This is a genomic window from Frankia sp. CcWB3, from assembly GCF_977927595.1.
Window position 1 is genome coordinate 13,888 of sequence record NZ_CDWRCK010000019.1, and the last position, 14,315, is coordinate 28,202.

General features: G+C 72.0%; 11 protein-coding genes and 1 pseudogene. 10 read left to right on the top strand and 2 right to left on the bottom strand.

What is annotated here, in order from left to right:
- Nucleotides 1–293: 293 nt before the first annotated feature.
- The 6 genes from hpnC (at nt 294) to ispH (ending at nt 9,134) form a co-directional block, all read left to right on the top strand.
- Complete coding sequence (gene hpnC, locus ACY5KJ_RS03100; RefSeq protein ID WP_462202752.1) at nt 294–1,385, top strand: squalene synthase HpnC; 1,092 nt, start codon at nt 294–296, stop codon at nt 1,383–1,385.
- Nucleotides 1,382–2,296 carry a presqualene diphosphate synthase HpnD gene (hpnD, locus tag ACY5KJ_RS03105; protein WP_462187385.1) on the top strand — a complete coding sequence of 305 codons (915 nt, stop codon included), beginning with the start codon at nt 1,382–1,384 and terminating at the stop codon, nt 2,294–2,296. The genes hpnC and hpnD overlap by 4 nt, the downstream gene beginning before the upstream one ends.
- Entirely contained in the window at nt 2,293–4,002 is a 1,710-nt protein-coding gene (gene hpnE / locus ACY5KJ_RS03110) for a hydroxysqualene dehydroxylase HpnE (protein ID WP_462202753.1), read from the top strand. Before hpnD ends, hpnE begins: the two co-directional genes overlap by 4 nt.
- Nucleotides 3,999–5,015 carry a polyprenyl synthetase family protein gene (locus ACY5KJ_RS03115; protein WP_462187387.1) on the top strand — a complete coding sequence of 339 codons (1,017 nt, stop codon included), beginning with the start codon at nt 3,999–4,001 and terminating at the stop codon, nt 5,013–5,015. Before hpnE ends, ACY5KJ_RS03115 begins: the two co-directional genes overlap by 4 nt.
- Nucleotides 5,016–5,115: 100 nt before the next feature.
- On the top strand, nt 5,116–7,308 hold the full coding sequence (locus ACY5KJ_RS03120; protein ID WP_462202754.1) for a terpene cyclase/mutase family protein: 2,193 nt from the start codon (nt 5,116–5,118) through the stop codon (nt 7,306–7,308).
- Nucleotides 7,305–9,134, top strand: coding sequence for a 4-hydroxy-3-methylbut-2-enyl diphosphate reductase (gene ispH / locus ACY5KJ_RS03125; RefSeq protein ID WP_462187389.1), 1,830 nt, complete (start codon nt 7,305–7,307; stop codon nt 9,132–9,134). The genes ACY5KJ_RS03120 and ispH overlap by 4 nt, the downstream gene beginning before the upstream one ends.
- Before the next feature lie 84 nt (nt 9,135–9,218).
- On the opposite strand, the gene ACY5KJ_RS03130 is transcribed toward ispH, so the two are convergent.
- Entirely contained in the window at nt 9,219–9,584 is a 366-nt protein-coding gene (locus ACY5KJ_RS03130; RefSeq protein WP_462187390.1) for a winged helix-turn-helix transcriptional regulator, read from the bottom strand.
- Between the two features lie 59 nt (nt 9,585–9,643).
- Here ACY5KJ_RS03130 and ACY5KJ_RS03135 point away from each other — a divergent pair, with 59 nt between their 5' ends.
- Nucleotides 9,644–10,219: a PaaI family thioesterase gene (locus ACY5KJ_RS03135; RefSeq protein WP_462187391.1), complete on the top strand. Its 576-nt coding sequence runs from the start codon at nt 9,644–9,646 to the stop codon at nt 10,217–10,219.
- A gap of 325 nt (nt 10,220–10,544) precedes the next feature.
- A complete protein-coding gene (gene hpnH / locus ACY5KJ_RS03140; protein ID WP_011435280.1) occupies nt 10,545–11,549 on the top strand; it encodes an adenosyl-hopene transferase HpnH in 1,005 nt (334 codons plus the stop codon).
- A gap of 195 nt (nt 11,550–11,744) precedes the next feature.
- Here the strand turns inward: hpnH and ACY5KJ_RS03145 are convergent, their stop codons facing one another.
- Nucleotides 11,745–12,422, bottom strand: coding sequence for a TetR/AcrR family transcriptional regulator (locus tag ACY5KJ_RS03145; protein ID WP_462187392.1), 678 nt, complete (start codon nt 12,420–12,422; stop codon nt 11,745–11,747).
- A gap of 465 nt (nt 12,423–12,887) precedes the next feature.
- On the opposite strand from ACY5KJ_RS03145, the gene ACY5KJ_RS03150 reads away from it, so the two are divergent.
- Together ACY5KJ_RS03150 and ACY5KJ_RS03155 are read left to right on the top strand one after the other, a co-directional pair.
- Nucleotides 12,888–14,096, top strand: coding sequence for a glycosyltransferase (locus tag ACY5KJ_RS03150; RefSeq protein WP_462187393.1), 1,209 nt, complete (start codon nt 12,888–12,890; stop codon nt 14,094–14,096).
- A 16-nt stretch (nt 14,097–14,112) separates the two neighbouring features.
- Nucleotides 14,113–14,315 (top strand): annotated as a pseudogene (locus ACY5KJ_RS03155) (hypothetical protein); the annotation flags it as partial.

Sequence of the window (14,315 nt, forward strand, 5' to 3'; positions counted from 1 at the left end):
GGACCTGTGAGGACCAACCGAAGGGGGCCGGCCAGGCGGAGCTCATCCCGATACCGGCCCAGGGCCGGCCCATCTCCCGTACCGGCCCGCGCTGATCGTGCCCATGACCACCCGGTGCGATCCGCATCCTGATCGCCTTGGCGAAACCCAGGCAGCCACCCCCACCACGGAGCCTTCCGAAGAGCCTTCCGAACCCGGCTCTCCGGGTACGTCCGCGCCGGTCGTGGCCCCCGGGGATGCGGGATCCGGCCCGACCGCGTCCGTAGTGCAGACCGCCATCGAAGGAGAGGCGTATGACAGCCATCGACGCCCGAACCAGCCCATCACGCACGCCTGCCCAGCCGGCCGCGACGGGCCTGGCAACTCCCGCCGAGCAGCTGCTGCGCGCCGCCCCGGCGGAGAACTTCCCGGTCTCGCCGTTCGTTCTGCCCGCGGCGGTTCGTTCCCACTTCAACGCGTTGTACGCCTTCAGCCGGCTCGTCGACAACCTCGGCGACGAGGCGGTCGGCGACCGGCTCGCCCTGCTCGACCGGTTGTCGGCGGACCTCGAGGTGATCTGGACAGGCGGGCAGCCGGAGCTGCCGGTCCTGCGCCTGCTCGCGCGGACCGTGCGGGACTGTGACCTGCCCGCCGAACCGTTCCAGCGCCTCGTCGAGGCCAACCGGCAGGACCAGCGGGTCACCCGTTACGAGACCTTCGACGACCTGGTCCGCTACTGCACGCTCTCGGCCGACCCGATCGGGCGGATGGTGCTGGGCGTCTTCGGGCTGGCGACCCCCGACCGGGTCGTGCTGTCGGACCGGGTGTGCACCGCCTTGCAGCTCGCCGAGCACTGGCAGGACGTGGCCGAGGACCTCGCCGCCGGCCGGATCTACCTGCCGCTGGAGGATCTGGACACCTTCGGGGTGACCGAGGCCGATCTGCGGGCCTCCGTCGCGAGTCCGGCCGTGCGCCATCTGATGGCCTTCGAGGTCGCTCGGGCCCGTACGGTGATCGACCAGGGCGCTCCCCTGGTGTCGATGGTGCCCGGGCGGCTGCGGCTGGCCCTGGCCGGTTTCGTGGGCGGGGGCCGGGCGGCGTTGGACGCGATCCGGCGCGCCGACTACGACGTGCTCGGTGGGCCGCCGAAGGCGACGAAGCCACGGGTCGCCGAGTTCGCGCTGGCGGCGCTGGCCCGGTCGCTGGCTCCCGGAGCGTCGGCGGTGGCGCACACGGCGACCGCCGTCGCCACCGCGACCAGCGCGGCCGGGGCCTGGCCGGGTTCCGCTTCGGGTTCCGGTTCCGGTTCGGGTTCCACGGCCCACGGCGGCACCGCTGCGACGAGTACCCAGGCCGGCGTCCCCGCCGCACAGTCCGTTCTTCCGGAGATGGGTGAGGTTCGATGAGTACCGCGGCGCAGTTCCCCGCGGGCCGGCCGACCGTGGCGGAGGCGTATGCCGCCTGCGAGGCTGTGACCAAGGAGGCGGCACGCAACTTCTCCTATGGCATCCGCCTGCTGCCGGCCGAGAAGCGGGGGGCGCTGAGCGCCGTCTACGCGCTCGCCCGCCGCTTCGACGACATCGGCGATGGTGATCTCCCCGAGGAGGCGAAGTTTGCCGGGCTGGCGCAGGTCCGCGCGGAGGTCGAGGAGCTGGGGATGAACAGCTCCGATGATCCGGTCTTCGTCGCCCTCGCCGACGCCGCCCGCCGGTTCCCGATCCCGCTGGAGGCGTTCATCGAACTCGCCGACGGGGTCGAGAGCGACGTGCGCGGCACCACCTACGACACGTTCGACGATCTCGTCGGCTACTGCCGCCTGGTTGCCGGGACGATCGGGCGGCTCTCGCTCGGCATCTTCGGTAGCGAGCGGGCCACCTCCCACCGCGACGCCTCGGGGGTCGCGGACGCCCTCGGGGTCGCACTCCAGCAGACGAACATCCTCCGGGACGTGCGCGAGGACCTGCTCGGCGGCCGGATCTACTTGCCGCGCCAGGAGCTGAAGGCCGCCGGCGTCGAACTCGAGGTGGACGCGACCGGTCGTCTCGGCGGGCCCCCCGACGCGCTCATCGCGTACCTGCGGACGTCGGCGCAGCGAGCGGAGGAGTGGTATGGGCGTGGGCTCGTCCTGCTCGACCTGCTCGACCGGCGCAGCGCGGCCTGCTGTGGGGCGATGGCCGGCATCTACCTGCGGCTCAACCGGCGGATCAAGACCGATCCGTCCGCGGTGCTCGATCGTCGGCTGGCGCTGCCCGGCTGGGAGAAGGCGGTCGTCGCCGCCCGCAGCCTCGCGGGGCGGCCCGAGATGAGGGCGGCATGACCACGGGTGCCGGCGCGGACGCCGCGCCGGCACGGGGGCCGCGGCCCGCCGGGCGGACGGACGGACGTCCGCATCTCGCCGTCGTCGGCGGCGGGCTCGCGGGCATGGCCGCGGCACTGCTGGCCGTGGACAGCGGGGCCCGCGTGACCCTGCTGGAGGCACGTCCCCGCCTCGGCGGGGCGACGACGTCGTTCCGGCGCGGGGAGCTGTGGATCGACACCGGCCAGCACGTGTTCATGCGGTGCTGCACGGCCTACCGCGGGCTGCTGCAGCGACTCGGCGTCGAACACCTGACCACCTTGCAGCCTCGGCTGGACGTGCCGGTGCTGCTCGGCGACTCGTTGACCCGGACCCGGCTGCGCCGGACGAGGGTCCCGCTGCCGGCGCCACTGCACCTGGCCCCGGCGTTGCTGGGGTACCAGGCGCTGCCGGTCGCCGAACGGCTGCGGGCCGGGCTCGCGGCGTTCCAGCTCGGGCGGCTCGACCAGCGATCCCCGGCGGTGGACGAGCAGTCGTTCGGCACCTGGTTGTCCACCCACGGCCAGGGCCCCGCGGCGACGAAGGCGCTGTGGGAACTGCTGACGGTCGCGACGCTGAACGTGCCCGCCGCCGACGCCTCCCTCGGCCTCGCCGCCAAGGTCGTGCGGACCGGTCTGCTGGAGGGCGCCGCCGCCGGTGACCTCGGCTGGGCCGAGGTCCCCCTGTCCCGGCTACACGGCGACGCGGCGATGGAGACGCTCACCGCGGCCGGCGCCGACGTGCGCACCGGGGTGAAGGCCCGGTCCATCACCGCCGCGGGCAGCGGATGGGAACTGGCCGTCACCGCGGGCGGGACCGGTCGCGGCGCGGCGGTGCCCGGCACCGACGAGCGCGGCGTGCTGCGGGCGGACGCGGTCGTGCTCGCGGTGCCGCCGCCCGCCGCCGCTTCCCTCCTGCCGGCCGGCGCCGAACCTGAGGCGGCCCGGCTGCGTGAACTCGGCGACTCGCCGATCATCAACGTGCACATGATCTATCCTCGACCGGTGATCGACGGCCCGTTCCTGGCCGTGGTCGACTCGCCCATCCAATGGATCTTCGATCGCACGGTCTCCTCCGGGCTCGCCGCCGCCGGCCCGCCCGGTGCCCAGTACCTGGCGCTGTCGCAGTCTGCGGCGGAGCCGTGGGTCGATCGTCCGGCGAACGAGCTGCGGACCCTGTTCGTCGAGGAGATGGCCCGGCTGTTCCCGGCCGCGCGGGCGGCCGGGCCGCTGGAGGTCTTCGTCACCCGGGAACGTACGGCGACCTTCCGGCAGGTGCCCGGTTCGCTTGCGTTGCGTCCGGGTGCGTCGACCGGCCTGCCCGGCTTCGCCCTGGCCGGGACCTGGACCGACACCGGATGGCCGGCAACCATGGAGTCGGCCGTGCGTAGCGGACTCGCTGCTGTCCGTGAGAACCTGGCCGGTATGGGGGTCGACGTCAACGAGCCACGCGGGCCGGGCCCGCAGGCCCGAAGGACGGGCGGACGGCTCCCCGAGCAGGTGGGTGAGTCGGTACCGGTAGGCACTGAATCGGTGAGCACACCGGACGGCGGCGCCACGGCCGCGCAGGTGCGCGATCCACAGGATCCACGAGGGGACAACGCGGTTCCCGCCGGATCGGCGGCGGTCGTCCGGCCGCTTCCGCCCGGCCAGCCAAGGCACACATCCACAGGGGGATTCCCGGTATGACCATGACGGTTCCGGATGCGATCGAGCGTGGGCGGACCCTCACCGTGCCTGCCTTGCGCGCCACGGTGGATCGGCTCCACCCACGGCTTCGCCACGTCGTCGCCTACCATCGCGGCTGGGTCGACGCCGAGGGCGCGCCACTGTCCGGCGGCGGGGGCAAGCTGGTACGCCCGGCGCTGGCGCTGCTGTCGGCGCAGGCCGCCGGCGCCCCGGCGGAGACCGGGCTGCCGGCAGCGGTCGCCGTCGAGCTGGTGCACGACTTCTCGCTGCTGCACGACGATCTCATGGACGGCGACACCGAGCGCCGCCACCGGCCCACGGCCTGGACGATCTTTGGCGCCGACGGCGCGATCCTCGCCGGGGACGCGCTGCTCGGCCTGGCGACCCAGGTCCTGCTGGAGGTCGAGGGGGAGCCCGGCCGTCGCGCGGCGCTGATCCTGGGCGCGGGCGTTCAGGACCTCGTCCGTGGCCAGGCCGAGGACCTGATGTTCGAGAAGCGGCCGGATGTCAGCGTCGCCGAGACGCTGCACATGGAGGACGGCAAGACCGGCGCGCTGCTGGCCTGCTCGGCCTCCCTCGGCGCCGTGCTCGCCGGGGCCGATGACGACATGGTCAACGCCCTCGCCGAGTACGGATCCCGGCTCGGCACCGCGTTCCAGCTCATCGACGACCTGCTCGGTATCTGGGGTGATCCCTCGGTGACCGGCAAGCCGGTGCTGTCGGACCTGCGGTCCCGCAAGAAGTCGGTGCCGGTCGTGGTGGCCCTGGAGGCCGGCGGAACCGCGGCCGAGGAGCTGCGGGCGTTCCTCACCGGCACCGGGGAGTCCACCGAGGCGGAGCTGACGCACATCGCGGACCTGATCGAGCGGGCCGGCGGGCGGGACTGGACCACCGCCGAGGCCGACGGCCAGCTGAAGGCCTGCGAGAACGTGCTCCGCTCGTTGTCGATGCCCGCCGAGATCGAGGCGGAACTGCTGGCCCTCGCGCGTTTCGTGACCGAACGAGACCGCTGAGGAGACGACAGGTGAGTGCAGTCGCCGTTCCCGCCCGGCCGGGTGATCAGCACGTTGATCGTCTTCATGACCATCGCATGTACGACGAGGGGAGTCGTCGATGAGCCTGACCTCGGACCCGTCCCCGGCTGCTCCAAAGGCCGCGAAGAGCTCGAAGCGCGTTAACATTCCCGCGCCCGCCACGCCCGACGCCTACGGGATCTCCCGGTCCTCGCCACCGCTGTCCGGCGGTGGCGTGCCCGGCGGTGGCGCGGCGACCGTCGACGGTACCCCGCCCACGACGCAGACCCCGGTCGATCAGGACCTGGCCGCGGCGATGACCGCGGCCGACCGGGCTCGGGACCACCTCCTCGGGCTGCAGTCCGAGGAGGGCTGGTGGAAGGGCGACCTCGAGACGAACGTCACGATCGACGCCGAACACCTGTTCATGAAGCAGTTCCTCGGCATCCGCACCGAGGAGGAGACCGAGCCGATCGCCCGGTGGGTGCGGTCCCAGCAACTCGCGGACGGCGGCTGGGCCACGTACTACGGCGGACCGGCCGAGCTGTCCACCACGGTCGAGGCGTACATCGCCCTGCGCCTGGCCGGTGACGAGCCCGACGCCCCGCACATGGCGGCGGCGGCCGCGCTCATCCGCTCCCAGGGCGGGGTGGCGGCCGCCCGGGTCTTCACCCGAATCTGGCTGGCGACCTTCGGCGAGTGGTCCTGGGACGACGTGCCCGTGCTGCCGCCGGAACTGATCTTCCTGCCGTCCTGGTTCCCGCTGAATGTCTACGACTTCGGCTGCTGGGCCCGCCAGACGATCGTCGCGTTGACGATCGTCGGGTCGCTCCGGCCTGTGCGCGACCTCGGCTTCAGCATCGACGAGATCAAGGTCGCGGCACCCGTGACGCCGCCGAAGCCGGCCCCGCTGTACAGCTGGGAGGGCGCCTTCGAGCGGTTGGACGCGATCCTGCACCGCTATGAGCGCCGGCCGATCAAGATGCTGCGCACTCTGGCGTTGCGCCGGGCCACCGAGTGGGTCGTCGCCCGCCAGGAGGCCGACGGGTGCTGGGGGGGCATCCAGCCGCCGTGGATCTACTCCGTCATGGCGCTGCATCTCATGGGATACCCCCTCAACCACCCAGTGATCGCCACGGCGTTCCGGGGAATGGAACGCTACATCATCCGGCGCGAGACCCCGGAGGGGCCGACCGCCCAGATCGAGGCATGCCAGTCGCCGGTCTGGGACACCGCGCTCGCGGTGGTCGCGCTCTCGGACGCCGGCGTCCCGGCCGACCATCCCGCGATGGTGCGGGCCGGCCGCTGGCTGGTTGACGAAGAGGTCCGGGTGGCCGGGGACTGGGCGGTCCGCCGTCCGGCGCTCGCCCCCGGCGGCTGGGCGTTCGAGTTCGACAACGACTTCTACCCGGACACCGACGACACTGCCGAGGTCGTGTTGGCGCTGCGTCGCCTGCTCGGTGGCAGCCATGTCGCCCCGGGCGGCACCGTCGCCCCGGGCGGCACCGCCGAGCTCCCGCCGGCCGCGCGTGACCGTGCCTCCCGCGGCCTCGCGGCGGTCGACCCGCAGCTGGCCGGGGCGATGCGCGCCGCTGCGGCCCGCGGGGTCGACTGGAGCGTCGGCATGCGGTCGTCGGACGGGGCCTGGGGCGCCTTCGACGCCGACAATGTGCGGACGCTGACGGCGAAGATCCCGTTCTGCGACTTCGGCGAGGTGGTCGACCCGCCGTCGGCGGACGTCACCGCCCACATCGTGGAGATGCTGGCCGACCTCGGCCGTTCCGACCACCCGATCACCCAGCGGGCGGTGCAGTGGCTGCTGGACAACCAGGAACCGGGCGGCTCCTGGTTCGGCCGGTGGGGGATCAACCACGTCTACGGCACCGGCGCCGTGGTTCCGGCGCTGAGCGCCGCTGGCGTTCCCGCCGACCACCCGGCGATCACAACCGCGGTGCGCTGGCTGCTGGAGCACCAGTCGCCCGACGGCGGATGGGGTGAGGACCCGCGTTCCTACGACGATCCGGCCTGGATCGGCCGGGGTGAGCTCACCGCCTCGCAGACCGCCTGGGCGCTGCTCGCGCTGCTGGCCGTCGACCCGCACAGCAAGGCGGTCAAGCGGGGAGTGCGCTGGCTGTGCGAGACCCAGCGGCCGGACGGGACCTGGGACGAGCCCCAGTTCACCGGAACCGGTTTCCCCGGTGACTTCTACCTCAACTACCACCTGTACCGGCTGGTCTTCCCGCTGACCGCGCTCGGTCGGTACGTGACCCTCACCGGGGTGGCCACGCCATGAACATCTTCGCATCCGCGGCCGGCGGCGACGGGAACGCCGGGGACGTCGAGGACGGCGGGGACGTCGAGGACGGCGCGTCCGCCGGGGACGACGCGCCCGCCGCCGCGGCAGCCACGGCGGCAGCCACGGGTGCCGGGATCAGGGCTGTTCCGGCCGCCTCCACCGAGATCCCGGCGCAGGAGCCGTCGTCGCCGTCCCTGCCGTCGGCCGCGCCCCCAGGGTCGGTCCACCGGCCGGCCGAGGCGCGGCGAGTGCCGGAGCAGGAGCAGGAGCCGACCCCCGTGCGCCGCCGGGGGCGGCTGGTCGTCGCGGCGGCCCTGCGGGTGGAGGCAATGGCCGCCGGTCGGTCGGGCCTCAGCGCGGACACCGTCATCGTGCGCACCGGCATGGGTCCGGAACGGGCGCGCAAGGCCGCTCGGCTGGTGCGCGACACAGGCCCGGACGCCGTCGCCCTCGTCGGTCTCTCCGGGGGACTGGCGGCTGGGATCGAGCCCGGTGACGTCGTCGTGGCCACCGAGATCCGCAACGCCGACGGCACCGTCGCCGGCCGTTGCGCGTCCGCGCCCCTGCTGGCCGGCGACCTGCGCCGGCTCGGGCTCACCGTGCACGTCGGCCCGATCGTCACCGTGCCGCGGCTCGTCGTCGGCACGGCCCGCGCGGAACTCGCCGCGACCGGGGCTCTTGCCGTCGACATGGAGTCCGCGGAGCTGGCGGCGGGAGTCGGCGACGTGCCGTTCGCCGCCGTCCGCGTCATCGTCGACACGGCGGCGCAGCCGCTGGGACGCATCGACCTGGCCCGCCGCGGAATCCGCGGTCTGCGCACGATGCGTCCGCTCGGGCGCCCGATCGAGGCGTGGGCCGCCGCGGTCGGCCGTCGCCAGGTTCTGCTCGCCGAGCCGCGGGCGTTCTGCGCCGGCGTCGAGCGGGCGATCGAGGTCGTCGAGCGCGCCCTGGAGATCTACGGTGCGCCGGTCTATGTCCGTAAGCAGATCGTGCATAACGCCCACGTGGTGGCCGACCTGGCCAGCCGTGGAGCGATCTTCGTCGAGGAGCTCGACGAGGTGCCCGGCGGCTCGACGGTCGTCTTCTCCGCACACGGAGTGGCTCCGGCCGTCTGGGACCAGGCGGGCGAGCGCGGCCTGTCCGTCATCGACGCCACCTGCCCGCTGGTGGAGAAGGTGCACACCGAGGCCCGCCGGTTCACCGCCCGCGGGGACACCGTGCTGCTCATCGGCCATTCCGGCCACGAGGAGGTGGACGGAACCCTCGGCGAGGCGCCCGGCCGCATCACGCTGGTCGAGTCCTCGGCCGACGTCGGCTCCCTCGACGTTCCCGATCCCGAGCGCGTCACATACCTCATGCAGACCACGCTGGCCCTGGACGAGGCCGCGGAGGTCGTTGACGCGTTGACGGAGCGGTTCCCGGCGATCGTCGGGCCGGGTTCCACCGATATCTGCTACGCGACCTCGAACCGGCAGAACGCGGTCCGCAAGGTTGCCGAGGAGGCCCAGCTCGTCCTCGTCGTCGGCTCGGCCAACAGCGCGAACTCCGTGCGGCTCGTCGAGGTGAGCAGGCGCGATGGCGTCGAGGCGCATCTGGTCGGGGACGTCGGGGACGTGCATCTGTCCTGGCTCGCCGGCGTGGGCACGATCGGCATCTCGGCCGGCGCCTCGGCCCCGCCGTCCCTCGTCGACGAGCTCCTGACCGCGTTGTCGGGTCTCGGCGCGACGGACGTCTCGGTGCGTTCCGTCGGTACCGAGACGCTGGCCTTCCACCTGCCCAAGGAACTGCGCCAACCGGCCCCGGCGCCCGTTCCAGGGCCATAGTGCGCCCGGCCCCCGGGCGGTCCCGAGGCGCGGCCCGGAGGGCGAAGCCGGTGGCGTCGCCCGGGCGGCGCGGTGGGGCTGGGTTCAGCGGGATGCGGCGCCGCGATCGGCCTCAGGCGGCCGGGCCGGTGCGGCGTGCCGCTCGCCCCACCGGCGCAGGGCCAGCAGGACCGGTGCCAGATCCCGGCCGGAGGACGTCAGCCGGTACTCGTGCCGGGACCGGGCGCCCGCCTCCTGGTATGGCTGACGCTCCAGCACCCCCGCGCGCTCCAGCGCCCGCAGCCGCTCGGCCAGTACGGCTCGGGGCGCCCCGGTGCCGGCCCGGATGCCCTCGAAGCGGTGGACCCCCAGTGTGATCTCCCGGATGACCAGCAGGGACCAGCGCTCACCCACGACCTCCAGCGTCCGCGCGATCGGACAGGCCCGCGGGCCGTCGGACGATTCCTGCATCGGTACATCCTACCGATACTGGGTGCGTATCCTGAATGCAGCCGGTCTAGGCTGCGGGCATGACCACGACTGAGCCCGAATCCGCGCGACCCGAATCCGCCTCAGACCACTCGCACGACCCGGCTGCCTGGGGCGAGCCGCGGAGCAAGACGATCACCTGGCACGACCCGCTGCCTGTCGCCGCGGCGGCGGCGTCGCTGAGCGGGCTGGAGTTCCTGTCCGCGATGCGTGACGGGCGCATTCCGCCGCCCCCGATCTCCCGTCTGTTCGACTTCCGGCCAATCGAGGTCACGCCGGGAGACGTTGTCTTCACCTGTCTGCCGGACGAGTCGGCCTACAACCCGATCGGCCTCGTCCACGGTGGCCTGGTCTGCACGATCCTGGACACCGCGACCGCCTGCGCGGTGCACTCCACGCTGGCGGTCGCGGTGGCGTATACCTCCATCGAGATCAAGGTTAATTACCTGCGGCCGGTGCGCGTTGTCGACGGCCGGCCGAGCCGACTTACCGCGCACGGCTGGGTGACCAGGCCGGGACGGCGGGTGGCTTTCGCCGAGGGGGACGTCCGGGATGACCAGGGCAAGGTCGTGGCCACCGCCAGCAGCACCTGTCTGATCATGGGTGGGGCGGCCTGATCCCATGGCCTGATTCCGCGGCCTGACCGGAGACCCGATTCCCCGGCCTGACCGGCGGCCCGGCCCGACGCTCGGCCGGGCCGGATGCGAGCACGGGCGCGTCGTCGGGCGGCTGGCCCGACATCGTCCATGGACTGTCCCGAACTCGCGTCCGTGCTGTCCCGGCCTTGTCTTCCCGGTGTCCGCAACTCGGCGGGGTCGGCTAACGGACACCCTTGTGGGGCAGTTCATCGGACGATCCACATGCAGTCTGTACGTACACGCTGTATGGTCAATGCAGAGATCATCGCTCATCCACTGGTGACCTAACGAGAGGGGGCCAGCCGTGGCGGTCGAGTGGCGGTACCAGCTCCGGATTGGGACCTACCTGGCGAAGCAGAAGCTGCTTCGTCGCAAGCACTTCCCGCTCGTACTGGAGCTGGAGCCGCTGTTTGCCTGCAACCTGTCCTGCACTGGATGTGGCAAGATCCAGCACCCGGCGTCCGTCCTCAAGCAGCGGATGAGCGTCGACGACGCCTTGGCTGCGGTGGAGGAATGCGGCGCTCCGGTGGTCGCGATCGCGGGCGGCGAGCCGCTGATGCACCCGCAGATCCACGAGATCGTGAACCAGCTGGTCAAGCGCAAGAAGTTCGTGATCCTCTGCACGAACGGGCTGCTGCTCCAGAAGAAGCTCAAGAACTTCACCCCGTCGCCGTACTTCACCTTCGTCCTGCACATCGACGGTCTGCGTGAGCGGCACGACGCGGTGGTGGAGAAGGAGGGCACGTTCGACGAGTGCGTCCGCGCCTTCCACGCGGCGAAGGCCGCGGGCTTCCGGGTCGGGTCCAACTCGACGTTCTTCAACAACGACAGCCCGCAGGACGTCATCGACATCCTGACGTTCCTCAACGACGACCTCAAGGTCGACCAGATCCAGCTCTCACCCGGCTATGCCTACGAGAAGGCGCCCGACCAGGAGCACTTCCTGGGGGTCCAGGAGACCCGCGAGATGTTCTCGAAGGTCTTCGCGGACGGCCGGCGCAAGAAGTTCCGGCTCAACCACTCGCCGGTCTTCCTGGACTTCCTGGAGGGTAAGAGGGAGCTCAGCTGCACCGCGTGGGGCATCCCGAGCTACTCGCTCTTCGGCTGGCAGAAGCCCTGCTACCTGATGAGCGACGGGTACGTCTCGTCCTACAAGGAGCTCGTCGAGACCACCGACTGGGACGCCTACGGTCGTGGCAAGGACCCGCGGTGCGCGAACTGCATGGCGCACTGCGGCTATGAGACCTCCGCGGTGCTGGCCACCATGGGTTCCCTCAAGGAGTCCATCCGGGCGGCCCGCAGCGTCTGAGCTGGCCCATCGTGGTCTGAGCCGGCTCACGGCGCCACCGTCACCGTCAGATGACGTCGTCCGGCACGGCAGGTCACCGCCCCGACCGGGTGACCCCGGTCGGGGCGGTCGCCGTCTGTGCCGCCCCGGCCCGCACCGGCGGGAGCAGGGCCGGCGGGAGCAGGGTTTCGCTGGCGTCGACGATGCCAGCCGGCTTTAGCCGGCAGTCCCGCGGGAGCCGGCGCCGCCGTCGGCACTGACCGGCGGCTGCTCGGCGAGATCGCCACCGCGGCCGAGTCCGCGCAGCAGCCGGTCGAGCACGGTGCCGACCTCGAGGCGGGCGGTGTCCGGGTCCGCGGCGCCGGCGGTGTAGATGCTCGCCTCCGACAGCAGGGCGGCGACCAGCCTGGTCAGCGGGACCACCGGCAGCGGGTCGATGCGGTCCTCGGCCATCGCGCGCTCCAGCCACTCCGAGAGCAGCCGGTAGCCGTGCTTCTCGACGAGCGCATCCCAGGCGTCGTTGCCCAGCACGGCCGGACCGTCGACGAGGACGATGCGCTGGAAGTCGCTGTCCGCGGTGGAGATGTCGAGCAGGGACTGGAACCCGGACCGGAGCTGTGTCCAGGCGTCGCTGGGAAGCTCCGCGTCCCGGGCAAGTTCACCAGCGACGAGCTGTTCGGCCACCTCCGTCGCGACCTGTTCCATCACGGTGCGAAACAGCGCGGCCTTGTCGCGGAAGTGGTGGTAGAGCGCGCCACGGGTGACCTGCGCGTCGGCGACGATCTCCTCGGTGCCGGTGGAGGCGAACCCCTGTTCGGCGAACCGATGGCGGGCGGCGGAGATCAAGGCCTGACGGGTGTCAGCCGTCTGCGCGGTACGACGGCTTCGTGTCACCCCTTGATTATGGTGTAGCCGAGGCCGTTGTACCCACTACCGTCCCGGCACGAGCGGGCCTGGTCGTGACGAACCTGCTCCGATGAACCCGCAACCGCCGACGGACACCGATCCGTGGCTGTCGTCTCGCCCTCTGGTCGCGCCCTCGCCAGCCGTTCGTCGCGCACCGCCGATCACTTTTTGTTTTCAACTTGTTGCCGTCGGGTATCTCCGATCACCGCCGCCGATCGTGAGGTGACGGGAGGTGATCATCGTTTCCGCGGGGCGTGGTGGGCACCATCGTCGATGCCTCATGTCGGCTACCCCACCGCCGGCCGGAGGCCCGGGATTTCAGGGTGGCGGCAGGAGCGTTTCGGGGGGGAGATCTCCGTACCGGCTCGGCCAGACCGGGACGGAAGCCTTGTGACCCCGCATTACCCGGGGGGCCCGCACGCCCTTGAGGGGCCCGTGGCAGTATCACTTTCTGTGACAGTGCTGCTGTGGGTCGCCGTTGCCTCTCTGCTCGCTTGGCTCTACCTGACCGTCGGCCATGGGTTCTTCTGGCGGACCGATCAGCGCCTGCCATCCCGGCAGGCGCCGGCCGCTTGGCCCAGTGTGGCGATCGTCGTGCCGGCTCGGGACGAGGCCGACGTGCTTCCCGTGACGTTTCCGACGCTGCTTGCCCAGGACTACCCCGGTCGTGCCCGGCTGATCCTGGTGGACGACGGTTCCACCGACGGGACCACGGAGGTTGCCCGGGACCTGGCAGAACAGGCCGCTGCGCGCGGCGAGACCAACGTGACGCCGGCCATGACCACATCCACCGAACCCCCCGCCGGTTGGACCGGGAAGCTGTGGGCGCTGCGGCGGGGCATCGAGTGCGCTGGCGACGTCGACTTCCTGCTCCTCACCGACGCGGACATCTCCCATCGCCCGGGATCGCTGACTGCGCTCGTCGCGTCGGCGACCTCCCAGAAGCTGGACATGGTGTCGCAGATGGCCGTGCTGCGGGTGCAGACCGGCTGGGAGCGTCTGATCGTCCCGGCCTTCGTGCACTTCTTCGCGATGCTGTACCCGTTCCGGTGGTCGAACCGGCCGGGTTCGCGGGTGGCCGCTGCGGCCGGCGGATGTTCCCTGATCCGCCGGGAGGCCCTTGCGGCGGCCGGTGGACTGGCGGAGGTGCGCGGCGCCGTCATCGACGACGTGGCGATCGCGCGGATCATCAATCGCTCGGGTGGGCGGACGTGGCTCGGACTCGCAGAGCAGGTCCACAGCCAGCGCCCGTATCCGCGGCTCGCGGATCTGTGGAAGATGGTGTCCCGCAGCGCCTATGCGCAGTTGCGGCACTCCCCGTCGCTGTTGGTCGGGACCGTGTTGGGACTGAGCCTGGTCTTCGTCATCCCGGTGGTCGCGACCATCGTAGGCATCGTGACCGGCGACGTCGCCACGGCTCTCGTCGGCGGGATCACCTGGTTGATCATGACTGTCACCTATCTGCCGATGACTCGCTACTATCGTCAGCCGCTGCCGCTGGCCCTGCTGCTCCCCGGAGTGGCCGTGCTGTACCTCGCGATGACGGTGGACTCGGCGCGGCTCAAGCGGGCCGGGCGGGGAGCGGCCTGGAAGGGGCGTACCTACCAGGATCACGGTGCCCCGGCTGCCGCCCGCCCGCGAGTATCCGAATGGCCCGGGTGAGCGGCGTGAGAGCTCGGTGGCCGGGCCGGCCGGCTCCCCGGGCATGCCGGCACCGGTAGCCGTGTCGCCGTACCCGGACGGCGTTGCCACCGTCGCCTCCGCCGGCTCATCGGCTTTGTCATCCGCCTCGTCCACGGTGCCCGCAACACCCCTGGTGATGGCGACATCCTCGGCGGTCCCCGCGCCGGCCGTGGCGCCGGCTTCCCCCACGCCCACGCC